The organism is Verrucomicrobiales bacterium (genome assembly GCA_016793885.1).
Taxonomy (GTDB): domain Bacteria; phylum Verrucomicrobiota; class Verrucomicrobiia; order Limisphaerales; family UBA11320; genus UBA11320.
This window is the reverse complement of the sequence record JAEUHE010000093.1, coordinates 61,212-84,811: the sequence shown is the minus strand read 5'-3', so window position 1 is coordinate 84,811 and position 23,600 is coordinate 61,212. Positions and strand designations below refer to the sequence as shown.

At 60.3% G+C, this 23,600-nt stretch carries 18 protein-coding genes; 11 read left to right on the top strand and 7 right to left on the bottom strand.

The features are described 5' to 3' along the window. Positions 1–57 precede the first annotated feature (57 nt). From JNN07_11125 to JNN07_11105, 5 genes are read right to left on the bottom strand one after another with little or no spacing between them, the layout of a single operon-like run. The gene (locus tag JNN07_11125) at positions 58–1,758 is read right to left on the bottom strand and encodes a hypothetical protein (protein ID MBL9168283.1); all 1,701 of its coding nucleotides are present in this window, start codon (positions 1,756–1,758) and stop codon (positions 58–60) included. A 15-nt stretch (positions 1,759–1,773) separates the two neighbouring features. Beyond that, on the bottom strand, positions 1,774–4,227 hold the full coding sequence (locus tag JNN07_11120) for a VWA domain-containing protein (GenBank protein ID MBL9168282.1): 2,454 nt from the start codon (positions 4,225–4,227) through the stop codon (positions 1,774–1,776). Next, positions 4,224–6,413 carry a BatA domain-containing protein gene (locus JNN07_11115; protein ID MBL9168281.1) on the bottom strand — a complete coding sequence of 730 codons (2,190 nt, stop codon included), beginning with the start codon at positions 6,411–6,413 and terminating at the stop codon, positions 4,224–4,226. The genes JNN07_11120 and JNN07_11115 overlap by 4 nt, the downstream gene beginning before the upstream one ends. Before the next feature lie 13 nt (positions 6,414–6,426). Next, a complete protein-coding gene (locus JNN07_11110; GenBank protein MBL9168280.1) occupies positions 6,427–7,326 on the bottom strand; it encodes a DUF58 domain-containing protein in 900 nt (299 codons plus the stop codon). A 53-nt stretch (positions 7,327–7,379) separates the two neighbouring features. Continuing rightward, the gene (locus JNN07_11105) at positions 7,380–8,411 is read right to left on the bottom strand and encodes a MoxR family ATPase (GenBank protein ID MBL9168279.1); all 1,032 of its coding nucleotides are present in this window, start codon (positions 8,409–8,411) and stop codon (positions 7,380–7,382) included. A gap of 145 nt (positions 8,412–8,556) precedes the next feature. On the opposite strand from JNN07_11105, the gene thiS reads away from it, so the two are divergent. The 4 genes from thiS (at position 8,557) to JNN07_11085 (ending at position 12,158) form a co-directional block, all read left to right on the top strand. Continuing rightward, positions 8,557–8,769, top strand: a complete 213-nt coding sequence (gene thiS / locus JNN07_11100) for a sulfur carrier protein ThiS (GenBank protein MBL9168278.1) — start codon at positions 8,557–8,559, stop codon at positions 8,767–8,769. 95 nt (positions 8,770–8,864) lie between these two features. Next, on the top strand, positions 8,865–9,677 hold the full coding sequence (locus JNN07_11095) for a TatD family hydrolase (protein MBL9168277.1): 813 nt from the start codon (positions 8,865–8,867) through the stop codon (positions 9,675–9,677). Further along, positions 9,674–11,077, top strand: a complete 1,404-nt coding sequence (locus tag JNN07_11090) for an MBOAT family protein (protein ID MBL9168276.1) — start codon at positions 9,674–9,676, stop codon at positions 11,075–11,077. Before JNN07_11095 ends, JNN07_11090 begins: the two co-directional genes overlap by 4 nt. After that, a complete protein-coding gene (locus JNN07_11085) occupies positions 11,067–12,158 on the top strand; it encodes a hypothetical protein (protein ID MBL9168275.1) in 1,092 nt (363 codons plus the stop codon). The genes JNN07_11090 and JNN07_11085 overlap by 11 nt, the downstream gene beginning before the upstream one ends. Here the strand turns inward: JNN07_11085 and dacB are convergent. Beyond that, positions 12,062–13,618, bottom strand: a complete 1,557-nt coding sequence (dacB, locus tag JNN07_11080) for a D-alanyl-D-alanine carboxypeptidase/D-alanyl-D-alanine-endopeptidase (GenBank protein MBL9168274.1) — start codon at positions 13,616–13,618, stop codon at positions 12,062–12,064. The two genes, JNN07_11085 and dacB, sit on opposite strands and share 97 nt — an antisense overlap. Before the next feature lie 29 nt (positions 13,619–13,647). Beyond that, positions 13,648–14,058, bottom strand: a complete 411-nt coding sequence (locus JNN07_11075) for a VOC family protein (GenBank protein ID MBL9168273.1) — start codon at positions 14,056–14,058, stop codon at positions 13,648–13,650. A 440-nt stretch (positions 14,059–14,498) separates the two neighbouring features. Between JNN07_11075 and JNN07_11070 the strand changes: the two genes are divergently transcribed. The 7 genes from JNN07_11070 (at position 14,499) to JNN07_11040 (ending at position 23,592) form a co-directional block, all read left to right on the top strand. Continuing rightward, a complete protein-coding gene (locus JNN07_11070) occupies positions 14,499–16,052 on the top strand; it encodes an AAA family ATPase (GenBank protein ID MBL9168272.1) in 1,554 nt (517 codons plus the stop codon). A gap of 8 nt (positions 16,053–16,060) precedes the next feature. Then, complete coding sequence (locus JNN07_11065; GenBank protein MBL9168271.1) at positions 16,061–17,584, top strand: proteasome accessory factor PafA2 family protein; 1,524 nt, start codon at positions 16,061–16,063, stop codon at positions 17,582–17,584. 24 nt (positions 17,585–17,608) lie between these two features. Next, positions 17,609–17,782, top strand: coding sequence for a ubiquitin-like protein UBact (locus JNN07_11060; protein MBL9168270.1), 174 nt, complete (start codon positions 17,609–17,611; stop codon positions 17,780–17,782). Further along, positions 17,779–18,543 (top strand): proteasome subunit alpha, encoded by a 765-nt coding sequence (locus JNN07_11055; GenBank protein ID MBL9168269.1) that lies wholly within the window; start codon positions 17,779–17,781, stop codon positions 18,541–18,543. Before JNN07_11060 ends, JNN07_11055 begins: the two co-directional genes overlap by 4 nt. Next, entirely contained in the window at positions 18,540–19,265 is a 726-nt protein-coding gene (locus tag JNN07_11050) for a hypothetical protein (GenBank protein MBL9168268.1), read from the top strand. The genes JNN07_11055 and JNN07_11050 overlap by 4 nt, the downstream gene beginning before the upstream one ends. A gap of 82 nt (positions 19,266–19,347) precedes the next feature. Beyond that, positions 19,348–20,778: a proteasome accessory factor PafA2 family protein gene (locus tag JNN07_11045; protein MBL9168267.1), complete on the top strand. Its 1,431-nt coding sequence runs from the start codon at positions 19,348–19,350 to the stop codon at positions 20,776–20,778. 141 nt (positions 20,779–20,919) lie between these two features. After that, positions 20,920–23,592: a zinc-dependent metalloprotease gene (locus JNN07_11040; GenBank protein MBL9168266.1), complete on the top strand. Its 2,673-nt coding sequence runs from the start codon at positions 20,920–20,922 to the stop codon at positions 23,590–23,592. Positions 23,593–23,600 lie beyond the last annotated feature (8 nt).

Sequence of the window (23,600 nt, the reverse complement as noted above, 5' to 3'; positions counted from 1 at the left end):
GCTTGCATGTGGCGACCTCAGTGAACCCGCCCATTCTAAACCACCCTCACCCTGGCCCTACCTCGCTCCGGTCTTCTCCAGGATGAGGGTGCCGAGGTTTCGGTTCAGCTTTTCTTGGTCGGTGGTCACGTCGCCCAGGACGCCGATGGAGTCGCCGGCCCGGTTGAGCAGGTCGGCCCGCTTCTCGTTCTCGCTCACGATTCGCGCGACCTGATGTTCGCTGGCGCCGATGCCGGGACCCGTGACGTCGTTATTGTCCTGAGCCTCGATCCAGTATTCGATAATGCTGCCCTCGGACAAAGGGGGTTGAAAGTCACCGATTTTCCAATTGAACCGGCGTTTGATGCGGTTCACCAGATTCGTTTCGAGATTCAGCTCCAGCCGCTTCTCCGCCCCATTCTCGAGGGTGTTGATCTTGTATTTCAGAGCGAGCTTCTGAATGCCAAAGTCATCCGATGCCTCCAGCCCAACCACCAAGGTGGCCATTCGGGTGATGAGTTCCTCCTTGCGCTCGGGCCAGGTGAGCTTCACCACAGGTGCCTTGTCGGGAAGAATATCTATTCGGTACACCGTGCCTTCCGGGGAGCGCATTCCTTGGGTATCGATAAGCTCGAAGGCAAATCCCGTCAGGCCTTTTTGCGGAATGGCGATTTCCCCGGTCAAGCTCAAGGGCTGCGCTGGGTTGATGACCAGGGCTTGGCGGACTTCGGGTCCGACGAGCCGGAGGCTGGCGTTGGTGATCGGCTGGGTGGCGGTGGCAGAGAAGCGCAGTTTGCTGCCCGCGAGCAGGGTTAAGTCGCCCGGGGATCGTTTGCCGGCTTTTAGGCCGGTATACGGTGGAGGCGTCTGTTCGCATTCCAACTGGTTCACTCCGGGGCGCGGCACGACTTTGACTAAATACTCCGGGCTCAGAGCATCGTTCACCTGAATGCGATAGCGGAACTCCTCCTGAACATTCTCCAAGGTGCGGGCGAATCGCGCCCGTTGAACCGCGTCCCGCTCCAGGTCGAAGGTCTGCTCCCGCTTTTCCGCGGTGCGCAGGCGGACCTCGCCTCGAGCGGGCAGGATACCGTTGGCGACGGCCTCCAGCTTTACGGCATCCCCTCGCCCTACGGTGAGATCCCCGCTGACCCATTCAATCCGCGTTTTGCGCGGGACGGCCACGTGAGAAAGAAAGGCTCGACGCAGGAGGTCAACACTCACCGCCTGGCTGGCCAGGAAGCCTGCGCCTCCGAGCAACAGCACCAACCCGGCGATGATGCTGAGACGTTTGAGTCCATCGGTAGGAACGATGCCTGGAAAATTCAAGGAGGCCGTGGCGGCCTCGGTTTGCTCGATCGTGGAGAGGGCCAGCCCGACCGACGCTCCGCTGGAAAGAGCCCCGGGTTGAGAAAACTGGACCGAGGAGATCAATCGGCTGCGCAGTGCGGGAAAGGCTCGTTCCATGCGGAGTGCGAGTTCCTCGTCGTCGGGCGGACGGAAACGCGGATGGAAGACGAATCGGTAGAGAATGTAATTAAAGACGCCAAACTGGATGATAAAGAGCACCAACCGCAACGCCCAGGGAAAGTCGAAGCACCAATCCAGGAACATGATGAGCGCCAGCAGTTCCAAGCAGACGATGATGGCGAGCGCGAGGCCCTTGGCCGTCTCGATGTTGAGATGTCGGGCTCGCAGCGCCGCCAGCCGTGCCGCCAGCACCTGGCTGCGGGGCAGCGGGGGAGGGGCGGCGTGGGGAGTGGGTAGGGACGGTGGCATCGGTTCAGGTCAGGCTCATTTGAGATAGTTGAGTTTGCGAATGACCCACTCAGCCGTTGCGAGCAGCAGGAGCAACAGGAACACCAGAGGCGACGCCCAGAGTTCGACCTCCAAGGGGGAGCGAACCTTTTCGGTTTTTGAAGCGATCAGCTGGGGCAGTTTGTGGAGATCTTCTTCCCTCAGGAATGCGCCTCCGGTGACCTTGGCCATCTGATCCAACAACGTCTCATTCATGGCGGTGTCTCCCAATTCGAACTGGGGCTCGATGACGCTGAAATCCAGCGGCGCGCTGGAGTCCAGGTCCACTGTGAACTGGTAATCGCCGGACGCTCCCGCGATGAATTCCCCCCGGTACAGGCCGGGCTGATCCGGCAACGTTCTCAAAAGGACCTCGGTCGAAGGGCTGGTCTCACCGCGCTTGACGAACTGGCCTTTCACCACGGGTTCCTGGATGGCCTCGAATGAGCTGGAGTACAGCCGCGCGTAGACCGTCACACGATCTCCGGCGAGGTAGTTCTGTCGATCGGTCGTCAATTGGATGCGCTTATTGCCACCCAACAGCCGGGGCAAGGCGAGCCGCTGCACGAGTTGTCCCCAGAAGGCGGTGTAGTAGACGTCTCCTGAATTCTTGCGCCAGCGCCACGTGTTGTCGGTGCCCACGTACATCACCTGACCCAATCCATATTGGTGCAGGGCGACGATCGGCATCTTCCCAAACCGTGATTCTTTGGCCGGATCCGGATCCACCAGAAGCACCTCCGCCGCCGGCTTGGGACGGGATACCCGCGATACCCAATATACCGGCGGGAGCTTTTGCCAGACCTCACGGTTTCGCGACTCGTTCTCGTCCAGACGCATGATCGGACTGGTCCGCCCCGCGCTCGTCAACTCCAGCGCGATGGGCTTGTCGGCGATGGCCAGGTCGGAGGCGACATCCGCTCCAATGCCCTCGAACTCCACGGGAAGCATCGAATAGAGCGTCGACCGGCGGTAAGCTTGGGGGGTGTAGCGTCGGCCGGCCACCATGAGCATCGCGCCACCAAACTTGGAAACGAGTTCGTTGAGATATTCCTGTTGGGTGGGGGTGACAAAGCGCGGGTCGACATCCCCGAAAATGACGAGGTCAAACTTCAGCAGATCCTCGCGGCGTGCCGGGAAGGAGGACAGGTAGGGCGATTTTTCGGTTCGTGCGATGGCGGGATCGCCCTCGACCAGATAGCATTTCATGTTCACGCGCCGATCGCGGAGCAGCATGGCTTGGAGGTAGCGAAACTCCCATCGTGGGGATTGGTCGACGAGCAGCACATTGATTTTGGCATCGATTACTTTGATGCGCTGCTTCCGGCTGTTGTTGTCGGTCACGGCCTCATCGGTGCGCGGCGCGATGGAGGCCTGAAGATCAAACTCGCCCTCGTTCTGTGGCGTGATAGTAAAGACCACGACCTGTTCCACATTGCCGCTGAAAGTGATCGGCTTCTCGAGAGTCTGATCGCCGAGTTGGAGCTTAAGGGTGGCCGTTTGACCGGCGAGGCCTTGACCCCGGACTCGGACGGTCACGTCCAACTCTTCCTGGACGAAGGTCACTTCCGGGGACAGCAGGTTGCCTACGATGATATCGCGTGGGGCCGTCAGACCGACTCCGTAGATGTACAACGGGACCCCCTCACTGTGGAGCCGGTCGGCCGCCTCTAAAGGTGGGGATCCGCTGTTGTTCGCCCCGTCCGTGACGACGACAACGCCGGCAAGCGGTTGTCCGCGCTTTCGGTTTGAGACTTCCCGCAGAGCATCTCCGAGAGCGGTGGTGGAGTGATGTCCGTCCAGCCGGTTTCCCCAGTCGCTCGCGATGGCGATGTCCACGGCTGGCTGGTTGGTTCCACCGGACGAGGAGGCCGAGCTGCCCATGAGGTCCCCCACCGATTGGCCAAACTGATAGGCGGCGAGATCGAAGTTCTTCTGGAGGTTGGCCAGCAAGTCCAGACGTTGATTCTCCAAGACACCCTTGACCAGGCTGAGACGGGTGGATCGAGCCACGGCTTGAGCATCGGAGGTGCTGATCGATTGGCTGAGTCCCCCTTTCGGGTCGATGAGGCCGCGCGCAATCGCGGCGCGTTTCTGCTCCTCCGGGGACACTCGTGGGTCCGGAATCTTCAGGCTGGCGCTGTTGTCGAGCAGAACCACCAGTAGCCGGCGGACACTGCCTTCCACGGTGAAGGCCAGCACTGGTCGCATGAGCAGCAGGAGCAGCCCGGCGAGAAAGAGGCAGCGGAGCCCCACCATCAGGGCGCGGCGGAATCGGGACAGATGCGGCGGGCTGAGCCGGTAGGTCCAATAGATGAACAACCCCATCAGCAGCACCCAGATCAGCCAGGCTCCCCAGCCCATGCCACCGCGGAACTCCAGAGACGCGTTGGCGATGTCGACCCCCGCGTCGACCTTTACTCCGAGTAACTTGAGCAGTCCGCTTGTCATCTGGAACGGCTGAACCATTGTCCTAGAAAGCTCTCGCAGAGCGCCAACACCAGGGCCGCAGCGATCAACATGGACCAAAACTCAATCCCGGATCGCTGGCGTTCCACGAGCTGCCGGAGCGAAAATCCTGGTCCCCAATTGTAAATCTCCGCGACCGATTTAAGCGCCTGGTATTGCTCGCTGGATAAGTCGTCCAAATTGGATTCATCCGGGTCGGGCTGGGTAGCGAAGGACAGCTCCAGCTGGGGGTCGGTGACGGTCACTGCATAGAGCCCCGCGTCGTCGGTTCGGTCGTATTGCATGACCGGAGCTCCCTGCACCATCTCGATGCGACGCAATTCGCGCGTGGCGGCTTCTTTCCGTGGATTGGTGAACGCGGCGTCCTTGCCTAAAAATTCATTGCTGACGCGACGCGTGAACTTTCCGCCCACCCGAAGGTTTAATCCTTCATCCTGCCGCTGAACCACCGCCCCTAAGGTTCGGTGCAGCAGGGGCACGAAGGCGGGTCGGACCGGCAGGTCATTCCAGGCCGTATCGGCGGTGCTGGAGAACAAGACGACACGGCCCAGGCCGAAGGTCCGCTCCATCACGGCGGGCGTCCCGTCCGCGAAGGAGAGCACGACCTGAGGAAGTCCCGCTTCGGTGACTCCTGGTGCGGCGGCCGGTGCGTTGGTGCCGCTCAGCGACAGGAGGAGGAGATGTCGGAAGACCCTAATGGAGCTGAGGGTGCCTGCTCCGGGGTCGTTCCAAAGCGAGGTGACCGGATGGCCGTAATCCTTGCTTTGCAGGGGGAAAAAATCATCGGACTGGTCGGCCTGGCCCCGGGCTGCCCCCAAAACGGCCGGCAGCAATGCATGTCGCTGCAACAGCACCTCGTTGTAGAAGCCCGTTTCGACTTGGTCGCCGGCAAAGATCAGGAGTCCGCCCCCCCGACGAACATAGCTGGCCAGCGTAGGAGCCCACTTCTCAGAAAACCGGGAAACATTCGCCAGGATCACCACATCAAAATCATCCAGGGAGGTTGAGGTGAGATCGGTGGCACTGACGGTTTGAACCTTGATAAAGTAGTTGGCCAACTGGTCGGCGGGCACTGGGGTGAGTGCGTGCTTCAGGAAAAATGTCTCGCTCGCCCGGCTTCCGTCGCCGGGATCGCCGTCGGCCAGCAGGACTCGCAGCTGTTTCAGGGCTCTTACTGCCAAGGTGCGGCGATTGTCACCCGGGAGTCGGTCATCCGACGCGACTGCGTGCACGGCATGGATTCCCTCGGCCCTGAGTTTTCCGAACAGGGCCACCCCTTTGGACTCGCCGGGTGCGAGCTGGGGCAGGGTGAATTCATCGCTTGCCGGATCGTTGTCGATGTTCAGGGTCACCCGGACATCCTTCACCGGTTGCGGGCCATGGTTTTGCACTTTTATCTCGAAGCGCAGCGGTTGGTCCAATGGGGCCAGGCCGCTGGCGAGACGAATGTCCCGCACGCTCAAGTTGCGCGTGTCCCGCTCGTTGACGAACACGATGTGGGCGCGCACCTCGTCCTTCACCCGGTCCAGACGCGAACGCACATCGAGCAGGCTGCGCCATCCGGCTTGCTGGCCGTCGGTGAATAGGTAGATCTCGCGCCTTGATCCCATGCGGGTGCGGAGCACTTCGATCGCCCGGTCAATGGAGGCACCGAGGTCGGTGGCGCGATCGGTGAGCCGCGCTTCCCGAATGGTCTTTCGCGCCAGATTCAGATCGTACGTCGGCTCAGGAATGACATCCCGGATGATATCGGAAACCAGCCAGACCGCGGTGGCGGAACCTGAGGCCATGGAATCGATGGCTTGCTCGGCTGCTTGCTTGGCTTTCTCGAATCGGGTGGTGGTTCCGTCGCTCATCCCCATGCTCATGCTGTTGTCCAGCAGGAGCACGCCGACGCTTTTGCCGCCGCCCAGAAACGAGCTGACGGCATCGCGCCACGCCGGGCGGGCCAGCGCCAACGCGATCAGCGCCACCAGCAGGCAACGCAGAGCCAGGAGTATGAGATCCTCCAGTTGCATGCGCTTCTGGTTTTTCTCGATGCTCGTTTGGAGAAATCGCATGGCAGCCCAGACCACCTTCTGGAACCGGCGGCGGTTCAGGAGATGGATGATGATCGGCACCGCGATTGCGGTGAGGCCGGCCAGCATGATGGGGTTTAAGAAAGACACGATCGCGTTTTCGTTAGCGGGCCGTTCTCATGCGGAAGGCCAGGTAGGCACTCAAGACCTCATCGAGCGGGTGGCTCGTGTTGACCTGGAGGTAGTGGCACTGGTTGCGTTCGCAACCTTCGCGCAGGCGGGTTAGGAAGGCGGCCAGTTCCTTCTGGTAGCTTTTGCGAATATCCGCGGGACGAGTTTGGAGCTGAGCCGGTGTTTCCAGGCCGTGGAACTCCACCAACCCCTGGAAGGGAAACTCGAGTTCATAGGGGTCCAGGGTGTGGAGGAGGATCACCTCGTGCCCGCCGAACCGCAAATGCTGGATACCCTCCAGGATCTTCTGCTCGTCGTCGAAGCAGTCGCTGATCACGATGACAATTCCCTTGCGGCGGATCTGCCGGGCCATGTCGTGCAGCACGGACGCGATGTTGGTGGTCTGCTGGCCCTGGAAGGCGGCCAGACGCGACATGATGGCGTGGACGTTGGCCTTGCTGTCGGTTCGTGGCGCGTAGTCGCGCATCTCCGAGTCAAAAATACCCAGCGCCACTGCGTCGCCCTGATGCAGGATCACGTAGGCGAGACAGGCGGCCACCATCTTGCCATAGTGAAGCTTGGTGAGCTTGCCGGAGCCGTAGGCCATGGACTCGCTTCCATCCAGGAGCAGGTGGGCGACGTAGTTCGTTTCCTGCTCGTATTGCTTGACGTAGTAGCGATCCGTTCGGCCGAGAACCTTCCAATCCAGATGGCGGAGATCATCGCCCGGGGCATACTCACGATGCTGGGCGAACTCGATGGCGAAGCCGCGGTAGGGAGACTTGTGCTCACCCGCCATGTAGCCTTCGACGATGTAGCGCGCATGCAATCCCAGCGCCTCGGCTCGCGAAATTGCGTCCGGATCCAGCAGGCTGGGGTTGGGGGTGGCCATCGAGATTTGGCGGGTTCGGTTGGGATTGGGTGCCGTTCAGGAACTGCTTTGAACTAAAGTTTGGCGTCTTTGGGAACGGCCTCCAGGATGCGTTGGGTGATATCGTCGGCGGTGACCGACTCGCTTTGGGCGGCGAAATTGGGAACCAGTCGGTGACGGAAGATCGGGGCTGCCACCGCCGCCACGTCGTCGCAGCTCACGTGGCTTTGGCCATGGAGCATGGCCCGGGCTTTGGCCGCCAGGATCAGGTTCAAGCCGGCGCGCGGACCGGCGCCCCAGGTCAGCCATTTCTTGCAAAAGTCGAGTGCCTCCGGCGTTTTCGGGCGAGTGACCCGCACCAGCTTTTCAGCGTAGGCATAGACATGGGGCGCGGGCTCCAGCCGGCGCACGATCTTCTGCAGCTGGACGATATCCTCGGCGCTCAGCACCGCCTGGGGCTTGGAGCCGGACGCGCCGGTCGCCATTTTCATGATTTGCAATTCCTCCTCGGCGCTGGGGTAGTCCACCGCGATCATGAACATGAAGCGATCCAATTGGGCTTCAGGCAAGGGATAGGTTCCTTCCTGTTCGATCGGGTTCTGGGTCGCCAGCACGAAAAAGGGATCGGGAAGGGTATGGTCGGCCCCGCCGACCGTCACTTTGCGCTCCTGCATCGCCTCCAGCATGGCCGCCTGGGTCTTGGGCGGGGTTCGGTTGATTTCGTCCGCCAGGATCATGTTGGCGAAGATCGGCCCCTTTAGAAAGCGGAACTCCCGCTCGTTGGTCATGGGGTTCTGGTAAATCACTTCGGTGCCGGTGATGTCGCTGGGCATCAGATCCGGAGTGAATTGAATCCGTTTAAACGAGAGGTGGAGCGTCTGGGAAAGGGTGGAGACCAGGAGTGTTTTGGCGAGGCCGGGCACCCCGACCAGCAGGGCATGGCTTCGCGTGAGGATGGCGATGAGCACCTGCTCGACCACGGTCTCTTGGCCTACGATGACTTTGGAGAGCTCGGCTTTAATCCGGGCGCAGGACTCCTTCAGTTGGCTGACTGCTTGCAGGTCCTGCTCGCGATTGGACGGGACGGCGGCTTCGGCGTTATTCATGCTTCTTTCACGTATCCAGCGCTTCGGGACTGACAGTTCTTCCGTCAGGCGTGCGTCTGACAGATTCGACAACAACCCGGGAGGGTAATGCCACCAAATTCGAAATCTAAAATCGACTTTCGACCTGCTTTCCGGCTAGGCTTTCATGATGAGCGAGACCTACGTCCTGGCAAATGGCCGGCGTCTACCGGTGGTCCTGCCCTGCACTTTGGAAGGTTTTCTTCAAGGGCAGGGTCTGCTGCCTCGTAGCGTGGTGGTGGAGCTGAACGGCGAGGCGGTGGCTCCGTCGGAGTTCTCGGCTCGCACATTGGGTTCGGGAGACCGCCTCGAAGTGGTGCAGATCACCGCGGGCGGCTAAGGCGCTTTCGAGTTGAATCCATGTCTCTTCCTCCTCATTCTAGACTGCACCAAACCTCGACTTCGTGACCGAGGATCTGCTTCCTTTTATTGAACATGCCGCCATTTTTTGACACGCACGCGCATCTTGACTTTCCCGAGTTTGCGTCCGATCTGGAACAGGTGCGGGAGCGAGCCCGCGAGGCTGGGATCACTCGTATTCTGTGCGTGGGCACGGATCACGAGAGCAGTTGCCGGGTGGTGGAACTGGCCCGCCGATGCCCGGAGATCTACGCGGTGGTGGGCTGGCACCCCAATCATGTCCTGGACGCTCCCGACGACGTTCGCCCGGCGCTACGCGACCTGGCGCGCCAGCCCAAGGTGGTGGCCATCGGCGAGGCGGGGGTGGACCACTATCGCCTGCCCAGCCAGCAGCCAGGCGGCACGGCGGAACAGGATGAAGTCTTTCGCCAAAAGCAGCTCCAGGTGTTTTCCCAGCAGTTGGAGGTGGCGGCTGACGTTGGTCTGAACGTGGTGATTCACCAACGGGCGGCCTGGGTGGACACGGTTCGGCTGCTGAAACCGTATCAAGGCCGGGTGCGCGGTGTGTTTCACTGTTTTTCCGAGAGCCTGGCGGCGCTTCAGGAGGTTCTGGAGATGGGCTGTCTGGTGAGCTATACCGGGATTCTCACCTTCAAGAATGGCCAGAACATCCGTGACGCCTTGGCCGCGACCCCGGCGGATCGCTTTATGTTGGAGACCGATTGTCCCTTTCTGGCGCCGATCCCGTATCGCGGCAAGCGGTGCGAGCCCGCTTTCGTGAAGGAGATCGCCGCGGTGGCGGCTCAGGTTCGCGGAGTCTCGCTTGAAGAGCTGAGCGCGGCGACCTGCCGGACGGCCGAGTCTTTCTTCCGATTTGACCCCGCATGAATTTCGCCGAAGTTCGTTTCTGGGAGTTGTTGGGCGCCGGGTTGGGCGTCATTTTTGTGCTTCGTGCACTGATGGCTTGGCTGCGGCCGGCGGGGCTGGAGACCTATGATCGGTTGGCGCTCTTCGGACTCGGGCTCTACCTGCTGCTCTGCATTAGCCAGATCACGTTCCTGATCTTTTTGGCGGTGGCCTTGGGAACGTATTGGGGGTTGAAGTGGATTTTGCATCACGAGCCGAAGCAGAGGCATCGCTATTTATATCTCCTGATACCCCTTCAGCTGCTGCCGCTGTTCCACTACAAGTACTCCAACTTTGTAGCCAACCAGGTTCTCGGGCTCGATCAGGCCTGGCTGAGGGACCTCGTCATCCCGGTCGGCATCTCGTTCTACACGTTTCAAAAGGTGGCGTTCGCGGTGGATACCTTGGCGTTTAACCACCCGTTGCCCAAGTTTTTGGACTATTTGAACTTCGCCGGGTTTTTTCCTCAGATTGTGGCTGGACCGATCGAACGACGTGCCGACCTCTTGCCTCAGATGGAGTCATTCCGCTTCCGCTGGCTTCCGAGCCAGATCGAGGAGGGAGCGGGTTTTCTGGTGCTGGGCCTGTTTTTTAAGTGCTGCTTGGCGGACAACCTGGCGGCCTATTTTGATCCCCGCTCCACCTCCAACCCGTTTCTGATCTGGACCGCCAACGTGCTCTTCGGTTTGCGCATCTATTACGATTTTGCCGGTTATAGCCTGGTCGCCCTGGGTATCGCACGGTGCCTGGGAGTCCGCCTGACCTTGAACTTCAACAGTCCGTACTGCTCGACGAACATGGTTGAGTTCTGGAGGCGCTGGCACATCACGCTCAGCCAGTGGTTTCGCGATTATTTGTATCTGCCGCTGGGGGGCGGACGGGTCAAGTATTGGGCCTTCAACATGGCGCTCGTGTTTGTGGTTTCGGGCGTGTGGCACGGGGCTGGATGGAATTTTGTTCTGTGGGGGGCGCTGCATGCGGTGTTCCTGATCCTCAACCATTCGCTGCGCAAGAAGCTCTCCATGCCCCGGGTTGTCGCCTGGGGCTTTACCATGATTTGCAGCTTCTTTTCCTGGCTGTGCTTTTATGAAGTAAATCTGGCAGCGCTGGTTCAGAAGAGCGTGACGCTGCTACAACCACAGGCCTACAATCTCGAGGCGTTCCGCCAATGGGTGTCGCGTTGGCCCGGTGGTGATCGCTTTGTTCTCAGCTCCTTTCTGGCACTGTCCGCTTTAGTGCTGCTGATGGAGTGGCGATCCGTGGTGCGCGGCCAGGAGCCTTACTACTGGCTGCGTCGGCCGGCGGTGCTCTGTATTCTGGTGGTGCTGACCATGCTGCTGTCCCCAGGAAAAAACAATGGATTCATCTACTTTGCCTTCTAGCTCTTCGGGCCGGATTCCCCGGCTGGCCGGCTGCCTGTTGCTCCTGGGTCTGGTGACCTGGGCGGTGGGTGCCTGGTTTATTCTGGCGGTGCATCCAGAGATGCGATTTGCCTCGGCGGCAGCTCAGCGAAAGTTGGATTATGCCCGGAAGCTCACGACCGAGAAGGGAGCCAAGTCCGTCATCTATGGCGGCTCGAGCTGCGCATTCTCCATCAATGGGCAGGAGCTGTTGGAGAAGTATGGGTTGCCGGTCGCCAACCTCGGCATGATGGCGGGGCTGGGTGCTCGCATCAATACCCTGTTCGCATTGCAGGCTGTCCAGCGAGGGGACAATTTGCTCATCGCTCTCGAGCCCAGTCTCCTGACCGACCCCATCGAGCCGGTGGGGTTGGAGATGCAGTTTAGCCTCCGCACCGGCCATTCAGAGTGGATGCTCAAGCCCCAGCTCGGACAACCAGGGGTCTCGTTGCTATCAGCCGGGTTGCTGGTCCGGCCCGGTGGGTATCAGTTGCTCACCCTGGCGGGCAAGATCCTGATGCGTCAGCCGCTGTATCGGTATCGCATCGAAGAGGTGCAGGCGAGCGGTTGGCAGCAGACACCCGTGAAGATGGAGATTTCCGGTCCGCCCGGACATCGCATCCATCTCAGCGACGACGCGAAGCGTTTTCTTCAAGCCTTGTCGGCCCAGTGTCGCGAGCGAGGCGTTCGGTTGGCCTACGTGCTGCCTTGGGGCTACTGTCCGGCGGAGCAGGTGGCGACGTTCCGTCGCGAGAACGCCGAGTTTCTACTCGAGGTTAGCCAGTGGGTCGAGGTGTTGAAGGATCCTCTGTTAGGGGCTTACTCGGTGCGGGAAGAATTTGCGGACACGTCCTGGCATCTCAATGGCCCCGGCTCCGCTCGCCGCTGTGAAGTGCTGGCAAATCAAATCAAGTCCTGGCAACCGTGGACTCGGGAGGAGCTTCAATCTCTCTCTCAATCAACAGCTTACTTGGTTCCGGAGGTGCCTTCGAAGGAAGCAAGCAGCAGGGCGATGGCTTCGACTTCGTCCCGAGGTGAAGGGTCGCCCGTTTTGGGGAGATAGCTGTTGAGCAGGATCGAGAAAGTCAGCGGTTCCCCACCGGCGGTGGTCACGTAGCCTGACAGGGAACTAACGCCCCGCAGAGTTCCTGTTTTGGCAATGAGCTTCCCTGCTGCGGCGGTGCCACGGAACCGGAAGCGAAGCGTGCCGTCTACCCCCGCGATCGGCAGTGAGTCGCGAAAGGTTTCCCAGGTGGGATGTTTCTGCATGGCGGTTAGCAAGCTCACTACCGTGCCGGCCGACACCAAGTGGCGTCGGGAGAGCCCGCTGCCTTCTTCCAGCATCGCATCGGGCTGGCCTTGGAGTATCGGCTTCAAGAATTCCTTCATGGCTTCCCCGGCGGCTGCCTCCGCAGTTCGGCCGACCACCTTTGGCTCGTTCGCTCCCACCTGCAAGTAGAGCAGATGAGCCGCCAGGTTATTCGACGGTTTCATCATGGCGATTACCAGATCGGCGAGACGCGGGGAGGACACGCGAGCGACCTCTACCCAGCGAGCGCTGTTGAACGGATTGCTCAGTCGATCCACCCAATTGAGGGTCCGGACTTTTCCTTTCCAGCGAACGCCCGCCTGCTGCAACGCGCGGCCGAGCGACTCGGCGAGCCAGAGGGCTGGGCGAGGCACGGTGATCGTGTTGGTCAGCGCGGCTGAGTTGGCTTTCAGGCTTCCAGAGAGCACGAGTTGTCGCGTTCCCAGCGGGCGGTCAAACTGCAGCTTGCCGGCGCTGTCCGCTGGCCCCGTGCTGAGTTGGGAGATCACCTCGAATGGGGGGGAGTCGGGAATAAAGCGGAGTCCGACAGGTGAGCCAGGGGTCTGGCCGGGGGTGGCGATGAGGTCGACTACGTTTTGGTGGAAGGTGAGGGCGGATGGTTCCGGGCTGTAGGAGAACGGCAGGTCATCGATGCTCCATCCCGATCCGAACCCGGACGCCTCCCAGAAGCTTTCATCCGCGACGAGGTCGCCGCGGATGGATCGGATGCCCGCGTTCGTGAGTGCTGCCACCCAGGCGGAGAGCGGCGTGGTTGCCGATCCGACCGATCCACTGGGCACCAGCGTTGGATCGCCTCGTCCGTAGATGAGCAGGTCGCCTTTGACGGTTCCCCGGGCATCAGGCGGAGCGGCGGCGTAGAAGGAGGTGGGAATGCGGTACTCAGTCCCCAGCCGATCCAAGGCCAACGCGGCGGTGAACAGCTTGGTGTTCGACGCCGGGGTGAGATAGCGCAGGGTGTTCGTTTCGAAAACGACGGCTCCACTGCGGGAGTTGAGCACCTGGATTCCCCAGAGCGCCGAGCGGAAGCGGGGGCTGTCCAAGCGCTCGCGGATTCGTAGCTGCAGCTCGGCGAGATTGGTCGTGGCGATGCTCTTGGCCGCCGACGTGTCTGCGCCGGCTGCCACCCAGCCGGTCCCGAGCACGACGGCCAGGCTGGCGAGCAACAACGTTCGGAGGGCGACGAGTCGGGTCACGGTGAGGGAGTGTTATTGGGGCGCTGAGATTAGTATCCCCCGCTGCCGGCGGCCTGCTTGCTGCGCTGGATCAGTTCGATCTCGTATCCCTCCGGAGCATCGATGAAGGCAAAGCCGCCGCCATCGGACTTCAGAGTCGGACCATCGGAGTATTTCAACCCGAGCGAGGCGAGGTGTTTCGCGAACTCCTCGAGGCTATCCACCTCGAAGGCCAGGTGGGTGAGATCGGCCTGCACCACCACCGGTCCGCTGCTGGGATAGTGACAAATCTCGATCTGCTCTTCGCTTTCGGGAGCTTTGAGGAAGACCAACTCCGATCCGCGTGGCGACTTGTGACGTCGGATTTCTTCGAGTCCGAGGACCTCGCGGTAGAATTGGATGGTTTTTTCCAGGTCGCTGACCCGGTAACGCGTGTGCAGGAGTTTGCGAACTTTGGCCATAGCAGCGGCACAGTAGTCAATGGGGCGTCCGGGGCGCAATCTCGGGTTTCGTTTTCCCCGAGAGCCACGAATGTAAAGCACGTTAACCTCACGAAATACGAGAGGGCAGGAACCTTGCACGAAGCACTCCGAACTTGTGGGTAATGCCCCGAGCCTTCTACGGTTGACTGTGATGGACCCTTGCCCTCCGCGTCGAAGTCGCCACGTTCACGACCTGAACCTCAAGCTAAATCTCTCTAAAATATTTCACGCCCTCACGTTGCACCTGCTCGCGAATGAGGTATACTTTTACCGTGAATAAGTCCGACAGAGGTAGGTCGCAACCGCCTGAAGGGACTGAGAGCCCGGAGACGCATTCTTTTGCCCCGCCCCAGCCCGAATTCCAGGGAGACGATTACTCCACGTTGCAACTCGTAGACCAGATCAGCCAGAAGGTGGTCATGGATTTACCCATCGCGCAGGATTTGATCGCCCTGCGCCAGCGGGTTGTGGAGATGGAGGAGATTCAGGACCAAGCGCGAGTGGCGGTCGAGAAGTTGGGCGAGGCAGTGGAAAAGCTGCGGGCCCCGGCTTTGCGTTTGGGCACTCTTCTGCAAAAGCTGCCCAAATCGCGCGCCTTGGTGTGCGCGGCTGGAACGGATTATGTGTGCAGTGTGGATCCGTCACTGCCGGAAGCGGTGTTGGAGACCGGGGTGCGTGTCTTGCTGAATGAGGCATTCGCAGTGACGGAGTCCTTCGGTTTCGACAAGAATGGGCCGGTGGTGCGAATTAGCGAGGTGCTCGCGGATGGACGGCTTCGAGTGGGCAATGAATCCGGCGTTTCGGACACCATCGTCGTGCGGTCTAGCCTGCTGGCGAAGGAGAAGCTGAAGTCGGGACTCGATTTACGGCTGGATCCGAATCTCCGGGTGGCGGTCGAGATCATCGGCACGTCCAAGCGCATCGACCGCACGCTCACCACGGTCGAACCGTTGCCCTGGTCCAGCATCGGCGGGCAGGCCGACGCGGTCCAAGCGATTCGCGATTCCATCGAGATGCCCTTCCTGCATGCGCATCTTTTCAAGCGATTTAATCATCCCGTGCCCAAGGGATTCTTGCTCTATGGTCCTCCCGGTTGTGGAAAAACGCTATTGGGCAAAGCGACGGCCCATAATCTGCGTTTACAAATCAGAGATAAAACCGGTGAGGACCATCCGGAATTTTTCCTAAACGTCAAAGGCCCTGAGGTGTTGAACATGTGGCTGGGCGAGTCTGAGCGCCAGGTTCGCGACCTCTTCGCCCAGTGCCGTGAAAAGGCGGCCGAGGGACATCTGGCCTTCCTCTTTATTGACGAGGCGGAGTCAATCTTGGGAACCCGCCACGCCGGCCGGGTTGGGTCGAGCATTCTCTCCACCCTGGTGCCGATGTTTTGCACCGAGATGGATGGCATCGAAGCGCTGCACAATGTGGTGGTCATCATTGCATCCAATCGGGCTGATCTGATCGACCCCGCCATCCTGCGTCCGGGTCGAATCGACAGGAAAATCCGGGTTCGGCGGCCCGACATGAAGGCGGCCGAGGAGATCTACAAGCTGTATCTGAACGAGAACCTGCCGCTGGCGGAGTCCCAGGCGGAGTTGGTCGCCGCCATGCTCAAAGCTCATTATGAGCACAGCGAGGCGAACCGCTTCCTGGAGATCACCTATCGAAGCGGACGGCGCGATTACCTCTACCGCGGCGACATGGCCAGCGGGGCGATCATTGCCGCGGTGGTCGAGCGGGCCAAGGAATACGCCATCAAGCGGTCGATCGAGCAGGGAGTGGAGTCGCCGATTCGCCGGGAAGATTTAATCACGGCGCTCGATCATGAGTATCGGGAGAACGAGTTGTTCCCGCCGAGCGATATTACGGAGGATTGGTTGAAACTAACGGATTTCGATCCTGGCAACGTGGTTCGTCTGGCTCCTTGTCGGCGGGTGGGAGCGGAGCGCACCTCGGAAGCCTCAGCCATCTAGGGGTTGTTGTGGAGATCCAGTTTGGAACTGAGACGGAAATAGGCATCACGAGGGAAAAGCCCGAGGGGCTCGACGTCGTGGCGGAATCCATTGCCCTGGTGCGCAGCGCGACCGCGCCGGGGGTGCGTCATTGCTGGGACTACAGCTTGGAAGACCCCCATCGGGACATGCGGGGGTTCAGCGTCAGTGAGCTTCGTCAGGACACCGATGAGGCAAACTATTTCGCCCTGGATGCCCAGAGGACCCTCACCTTCCATGAGATTAAGAGCGATCTCGTGCTGCGCAATGGGGCTCGGTTTTACAACGACCATGCGCATCCCGAGTACTGCACTCCGGAGTGCAGCACCCTGTTGGAGATCCTGCAGCAAGACTTTGCGGGCGACACCCTCCTGGCCGCGTGTGCGCGGACGATGAATCAGAATACGGACAACCCGATCCTGCTCTACAAGAACAATACCGACCTTTTGGGGCACAGCTATGGTTGTCACGAAAACTACCTGATGCCCCGTCGGCTGGCCTGGGACACGCTCAGCCAGGGCATTGTGGCTTTCTTTGTGACCCGGCAGATCCTGTGCGGGAGTGGAAAGTTCGGGTGGGAGGAGGAGGATCGTTACCTGCGTCCTGGTTTCCAGATTTCCCAACGCAGCGACTTTTTCACCGAGATGCAGAGCGTTGACACCATGCAGCGCCGTCCCTTGGTCAACACGCGGGACGAGCCGCATGCGAATGCGGATTTATATCGGCGGTTCCATGTCATCATCGGGGATGCGAACCTTTCCCTCTATTCTGGCTACCTCAAGATCGGCACAACGGCGCTGGTCCTGCAGGCCATGCTCAACGGTGCGCCGCTGGAGCGCATTCCCAAGGTGGCTGAGCCGCTTTCCACCCTGAAGCAGATCTCGCGTGACGCCTCCTGGAAGTGGGAGTGTCGGACAGCGGACGGGCATCCGACCACGGGGCTGGAGATACAGCGGCAGTATCTGCAGCTCGTCCGGGAGTATTGCACAGACCTGTCCTCGGACTGGCAGAAGGTGGTGGCCGACTGGGAAGAGGTTTTGAACGACCTGGAACGTGATCCGCTGCTGGCAGCCGATCGTTTGGACTGGGTCGCCAAGTTTAAGCTCATCGAGCAGTTCCGCGAAGCCGAGGGGCTATCGCCTGAAGACCCCTGGCTGCAGAGCCTGGATCTGGCCTATCATGTGCTGGATCGGCAGCAGGGCTTGTTCTACGGGCTGATGGAGCAGCGGGCCCTGCGGCTCCCGTATCCTTTGGAGGAGATTTGTCATGGGCGCCTGACGCCCCCGATGAGCACGCGAGCGGCGGTGCGGGGTTACTGCATTGAGCGGTTCGGGCCGGCCGTCGAGTTGACCCAATGGGATCATTTGACCTTGCGGGCGGGCGACAAGCGGATCGAGTTGGATCTGCGCAATCTGTTTGACGCGCAGCAGATCCGGCAGAGCTTGAAAGTCATCGCTGCCGCTCAAACCGTGGATGACCTCCGCTATCTCCCTTTTGCCAAGCTGATAGTCTAACCTAAACCACAACCTCTCCCTCCTATGCCAGACCGACTCCAACGACCACAGCCTCCGACGCCTGCCCCTAGCGGCGGCGGCGGGGATGGGCCTCGATCGCCTGAGGTCAACAAGCCTAACACCGAAGAACTTCTGAAGCGCATGCGTCGGGTGGATCCCGACCAGGCTAAACGCTACCGCCAACGAACGGGACAATGATGAATGGTGATTTTCTCGCACTCTTACCGAAGAACCCTTTCTCCCAGGTGACTGGGGGAGCCGGAGGGCAGGATCTCATGATCCATGCCACCACGGTGTTCGCCTTCCAGTGTGCCGCGGGAGTGGTGATGGCTGGAGATCACCGGGCTACCTCAGGTCACACGGTGTTCTCGGACAAGACCGAGAAAATCCTGGAACTGGATGCGCACTCGATGATGGCGATCGCCGGGTCCCCGGCGGTGGCTTTCGAGATGGCGCGGACATTGCAGACGACCTTCGAGTTCTATCGCCGCAGCCAGTTGCAAAGCATGAGCCTGGCTGCCAAGATCCGGGCTCTATCCAAGCTGCTTCGGGAGAACCTTCCGGCGACCCTGCAGGGGTTCGGGTTGGTAGCCCCGCTCTTCGCGGGCATTGAGACGGATGATCCACAGGCCAAGCCCATCATCCACTTTTACGATCCGTTGGGCGCCCAGTTCGAGGCCGCGAACTTCGCGAGTTCTGGCTCCGGCTCCCCCACCATTCGCAGCGTGCTGCACTATCTGGAGAAGTGGGGGGACCCGCGTCCTCAGGACATGAACATCGAGCAGGCTGTCACGTTGGCCAACCGGCTGTTGATGACCGCCGCGGAGTTTGACACCGCGACGGGCGGGGTACATCCGGACCGTCGGCTGTTCGCCACCATCAAGGTGCTGACCCGCGAAGGCATCCGCACCGTTCCTCTGGAAGAACACGAACACTTTTGGCAAAGGGCTGAAGCATGACCGAGGAACCGTATCGTTGGCTGGAGGCGATTCAGAATCGCCGAGAGTATATCCAAGATCACCTGAAGGGCGCGACGCCGGTCTTTGCCGTTTCGCGGCCGGAAGGCATCCTGCTCGTCGGAGTGGGGCAGGGACAATCCAAGGTTTTTGAGATCTACGATCGGCACGCCTTTGCGGCGCTGGGGCATCCGGTGGATATCGAGAAGGTCCGTCAGTCGGCCATTGAGGCGGCTCACGTGGAGGGCTTCAGTCGGTCTTCACGCGATGTCACCCTGCGTCGCCTGGTCGGGTTCTCACTGAGTCCAACGTTAAAGAACAGCTTCGAGCAGATCTTCTCCCCTCCGCTGATTGTTGAGTCCTTGTTCGCCGAGCTGGGGGAGACCCCGGCCCAGGATGCTCTGGTGCGCTTGCATTTTGACGGAAACCATCACTACGAGGTTTCGGGGGCTTTAATGGCGCACAGCGATCGCAAGGTGGAGGCGGAAGCTCAGGCGTGGCTCAAGCAGAATCTTCGTCCGGAGCATAGCGTTCGTCAGGCGGTATTGGTCGTCTTGACTGCCTGGAGAGCGGTCACCCAGCACCTGCCGTTCACGGGGCTGGTCGTGGAACCGGAGGGGCCGGCGTTGGTGGAGGGCAGGTTGGTGGAGTTGGCCCTCCTGGATCGCCGGGTGGCGGGGCCGGTTCACTACCGGAAATTGGACTTTTCCAATCTGCCCGGCTAGGGCATAGTTCCGGTCTGCTCAGCGGTTGCGTGGCGCCCCCATCTGTATGGCGCTGGAAGCGGCTCCTGGTGCGGCTCGTGGGATGAGCAATCGATTCTTGAGTTCACCAAATCTGTCAACGGGCGTCTGCCTCCGGATCACCGGGGTGGAGACTGAATATGGCTGTCTGGTAGACGCACCCCTGCAGGTATCTGAGGTGGTGGCGCGGATCAAGGATTGGGTCTTCGAGGGGCAGCGCTTTGGGCTCATTGATCTCCACGACCGGGATTGGGATGAGCCGGCGAGCAACGGTGGATTTCTCTTCAATGGGGGGCGTCTCTATTTGGACATGGGACACCTGGAGTATTGCACGGCAGAGTGCGCTTCGGCTCTCGATGTGGTGAAGTACGACCGAGCCGGGGACCTCCTTCTGAACCGGGCCATCGAAGCCTTGGGTTACGGCGGGCAGGTCACCTTCATTCGGAACAATATCGACCATTTCACGGGTGCGACCTTTGGTTGTCACGAGAACTACTCGCTCCTGCGCTCGGCACCCCTGTCGCAGAAGAATGTCCTTTCGCTGCTGAGCTTCCTGACGCTACGGGCGCTGTACGCCGGATCGGGGCGAGTGGGCATCTCGAACGCGACCCGCTTTCGGGTGGAGGGCGGAACTTCAGACGAGGAAGGGTGTTTTCAGATCAGCCAGCGGGCGGATTACATCCAAAATGACTTCTTTGAGTGGGTGCAGCACAACCGCGCCATCATCAATACGAGAGACGAGCCGCTGGCAGATCCGCGGCTGTATCGTCGGCTGCACTTGATTCATGGGGATACGAATGTGTTGCCCTCCGCGTCGTTTCTCAAGATAGGCACCACGCGGCTCGTCTTCGACCTGTTGGAGGCGGATGACCTTCCAGCGGTGACTTTGATGGACGCCGTTGGGTGCCTTCGCAGCCTTTCACGATCACCCGCGGGCCCTTGGCCGGTTCGGCTTTCGGACGGACGAATGGCGGACGCGATCGAACTCCTCGCGGAGTATCACGTTCGGGCGGCCCGACGCTTCGGTGGGCGTGATCAGGAAACAGACGCGGTTTTGAAACTCTGGGCTGAGGTTTTGGAGAAGCTTTCGGGTCGAAGATTGGAGCTGGTGGGGGTCCTGGATTGGGTGACCAAGGAGCACATCTTGAGCACCTTTCGGGAGAGCGAGAACATCGATTGGAGTCATCCATGGCTGGCTGCGCAGGATCTGGAGTATCACAGCACTGATCCGAATCGTTGTCTGGCGTTCGCTTTGCCGCTGCGGACCGGGGAGTGGAGTTTGACTGACCTGGACGACTACTGTCTGGCTCCTCCCGCGAACACGCGAGCCGGTGCTCGCAGCGCCCTCATGCGGGAGATCCGAGGGCGATCGGTCCCGTATGTGCTCGATTGGGATAGTGTACAGATTCACGACCAGGATCCCTTCTATCTGCTGGATCCCTTCGAGGCGGCGGCCCCATCCAGCGTGGCGGGTGCTCCGCCGCTTTCGGTTTAGCCTAGCAGGTCGTCGGAGTGGTTCCCGAAATCTGCCTTACATCCACGATCCGATTCCCATTTGATTTTCTGCTCTGCCTCAGCAACTCTTGGCCTTATGGTTCAGTCACACAATGTCCGCCGCACGGTCCCCTCTTTTGCCATGAACACTCTTCCATTCACGGAATCGCCCTCGTCGCAGCGTCCACGGCTGGTGGCTTGTTGCCCCCAGAGTCGTCTTTGGCTCGGACTGGCGCTGTTGCTCAGCTTGCTTTTATCGCCAGGACTACCAGCGGCAGAGTTCACCCTGTCCGTGACTCCCCAGTTCCACATTGTGATCCCGAAGGCGGCCCTCGGGAAAGAGTTCCTGATGTCCGCCTCGCTGATCCCTCAGGCGGCGGCGGCCACCAGCACCGGCCTGGCGGGCAAGATTGTTCGCTTTGAGCTGTTCCATGATGGCGTGGATCTCTACGAGTCCACCAAGGGCTTGGTGGTGACGGAGGACCTTCCGGCCCGGCGTTTGCTGACCACCTTCCCTATCGTGGAGCAGGATGACGGCAAGGTGACGATTGATTTTAATCGCGGGATGCGGCGGGTCTTTACGGAGATCTGGTATCAAAGCTCGTCGTTCTTCGATGCGGCGTCGCGCGATCGCACCTTGGAGGTTCCGCAGAGTCGGGTGTTTGCGGCCGATTCCAAAGAGGAGAATCTGGTCATTCGGCAGAGCGTCCAGATTCGGGATCGGGAGGGGGAGTCGAATGTGGAGCAACGTTACGAAGTTCGCTATTTCTTTCAGAGCTACAACCCGACGGTGAAGACGGGGAAGGAGCAGCCTGCATCTGAAGTGCGCTACGCGCGCTTTTTCGAGACGGCGGTGCAGCTCGAGGCGACCTCTGGACGCCAGAGCGGTCGAATTGCTCGTTTTGACCTCACGAAGCCGGTCGTCTTTCACTACAGTGCCAACACTCCCAAGGATTTTGTTCAGGCGGTTAAGGACGGCATTGTGTATTGGAATCGCGCGTTTGGAAAAGAGGTGGTGAAGGCCGAGGCTGCGCCGGAAGGGGTGACTGCTCCGGACGCGCGCTATAATCTGGTTCAATGGGTCCCGTGGGACAACGCGGGTTTTGCCTATGCGGACATCTTGGTGGATCCGCAAACGGGCGACTCGCGCCATGGCCAGGCTTACATGACCAGCGTGTTTGCGCTGAGCGGCAAGGCGCGCGCCCGGGCGGCGTTGCGGTCGATGCGGGAGTACGCCGAGAAGAAGTCGGACACCAAGAATGATGTGCGGGTGTGGGCCTTGGCGCGGTTTCAGACCGCCAGTGCATGCCAGTTGGACCCCGTGGAGTTTGCGCATCAATATGCCCAGGGTCTGGAGGAGTTGCTGGCCAGCGATGATCTGACCGACAAGGCGGTGTTGCAGGCTGCCCAGGATTACGTTCGCGAGGTGGTGGCGCACGAAGTGGGGCACGTTTTGGGTTTGCGGCACAACTTCGCCGGCAGTCTGTCCGCCACCCTCACCCAGCGGGAGTTGGATGACTGGTTTAAGGACTATTTGTTGGGAAAGAAACTGGATGCCTACACGAACCGGCTGAGCAGCACCTCCATGATGGAATACAGCCCGTTTAAGGCTGGCGTTTTCATCGGTTGGCAGATGCGGACCACCCCCCAGGTTCTTCCGCATGATCGTGCCGCCATCCAGTGGGGGTATTTTGATTCCAAGGAGCCGTCGGAAAAGAAGATGCTTTTTGGGACCGACCAAGATGCGGGGCGTTATGGGGATGTTCAGCGGTTTGACTACGGTGACGAACCTTTGATCGCGGCCTATGGGGAGCTGGCGACCTACTTGAGAACCTTGCCGAACACCTTGATCGAGCGGTTTATCTCCGCTCGGGCGCCCCGGGATTCCCGGGATCGGGTTCCGCTGGAGCAGGTGAATCTGAGTGCTCAGTCGGCGGCGGCGAGCGTGGCGGGCGACTTCTCGGAGATGGCCTCCTGGTTCAGCTCCAAAACCCGGTCGCTCAAGGTCGAAAACCAATTTGAGTTTATTGGCGAGCTGAACCGCCCTGACCGGATGGATGCGCATTGGAGGAGTCTGACCAACCAGGTCGAGAAGCTAGGGGGGGTGGATCGCGTGTTGTTCTCCTTTATTCCGGCCGACCTTAAGCTGGAGCTGAAGGATATGGGAACAAATGCCTTGGTGATCGATCGCATTAGCGCCACGAACCTCCAGGCCCGTCTCAACGCCTTGCTCAACACCGCCACCTATACAAACTTTGTGGGATTGGATGACAAGCGTATCTCGTTCACCGCCGATGAAATCGCCGTGATTCGCAAGCGCGGGGAGGTTTTCTTCCAGGAGTTCGAGAAGGAGGTTCTGAAAATGATCTGCCAGCGTCTCGAGAATGTGAGCCGAGATCTGGCTCAGGAGGCGGTGGGGAGTTTGGGAGAGAGCGATCCGGTGGCTCGTCTGGAGCAGCGGATTCTGGAGCTATCCCGACTGATCATTCTGGCCAAGGACGACTCCAAGCGCTTGAAAGGCAAGATCGACAAGAGTCTGGTGGAGGTGGTGGATTTTAAGTATAGTCACGACGTTCGGCTGGCTGCCGCCAAGGCTCTCAACGACAAGGTTGGCTCCTTTCGCGGATGGGCGGTGGATACGAAGGGTGAGCTTAATAAGTCTCTGAAGGACGAGGTGGAAGGCGCTTTGAACATCGGGAATTTCAAGGACTTTAAGGATTCGATGCTCTCCCGTACGCTGCGCGAGTGGTATCTTCGCCAGCAGGACCTGCTGGCGCTCCTCCCCCCCAAGCCGGGCGGACAGGCCTCCCGGTAAACATGGTA

Excerpts from the sequence above, each read along its gene's own strand:
- JNN07_11125 (MBL9168283.1), bottom strand. The coding sequence starts at position 1,758 with ATGCCACCGTCCCTACCCACTCCCCACGCCGCCCCTCCCCCGCTGCCC.
- JNN07_11120 (MBL9168282.1), bottom strand. The coding sequence starts at position 4,227 with ATGACAAGCGGACTGCTCAAGTTACTCGGAGTAAAGGTCGACGCGGGG.
- JNN07_11110 (MBL9168280.1), bottom strand. The coding sequence starts at position 7,326 with ATGGCCACCCCCAACCCCAGCCTGCTGGATCCGGACGCAATTTCGCGA.
- JNN07_11105 (MBL9168279.1), bottom strand. The coding sequence starts at position 8,411 with ATGAATAACGCCGAAGCCGCCGTCCCGTCCAATCGCGAGCAGGACCTG.
- thiS (MBL9168278.1), top strand. The coding sequence starts at position 8,557 with ATGATGAGCGAGACCTACGTCCTGGCAAATGGCCGGCGTCTACCGGTG.
- JNN07_11095 (MBL9168277.1), top strand. The coding sequence starts at position 8,865 with ATGCCGCCATTTTTTGACACGCACGCGCATCTTGACTTTCCCGAGTTT.
- JNN07_11090 (MBL9168276.1), top strand. The coding sequence starts at position 9,674 with ATGAATTTCGCCGAAGTTCGTTTCTGGGAGTTGTTGGGCGCCGGGTTG.
- JNN07_11075 (MBL9168273.1), bottom strand. The coding sequence starts at position 14,058 with ATGGCCAAAGTTCGCAAACTCCTGCACACGCGTTACCGGGTCAGCGAC.
- JNN07_11070 (MBL9168272.1), top strand. The coding sequence starts at position 14,499 with ATGGATTTACCCATCGCGCAGGATTTGATCGCCCTGCGCCAGCGGGTT.
- JNN07_11060 (MBL9168270.1), top strand. The coding sequence starts at position 17,609 with ATGCCAGACCGACTCCAACGACCACAGCCTCCGACGCCTGCCCCTAGC.
- JNN07_11055 (MBL9168269.1), top strand. The coding sequence starts at position 17,779 with ATGATGAATGGTGATTTTCTCGCACTCTTACCGAAGAACCCTTTCTCC.
- JNN07_11050 (MBL9168268.1), top strand. The coding sequence starts at position 18,540 with ATGACCGAGGAACCGTATCGTTGGCTGGAGGCGATTCAGAATCGCCGA.
- JNN07_11045 (MBL9168267.1), top strand. The coding sequence starts at position 19,348 with ATGAGCAATCGATTCTTGAGTTCACCAAATCTGTCAACGGGCGTCTGC.
- JNN07_11040 (MBL9168266.1), top strand. The coding sequence starts at position 20,920 with ATGAACACTCTTCCATTCACGGAATCGCCCTCGTCGCAGCGTCCACGG.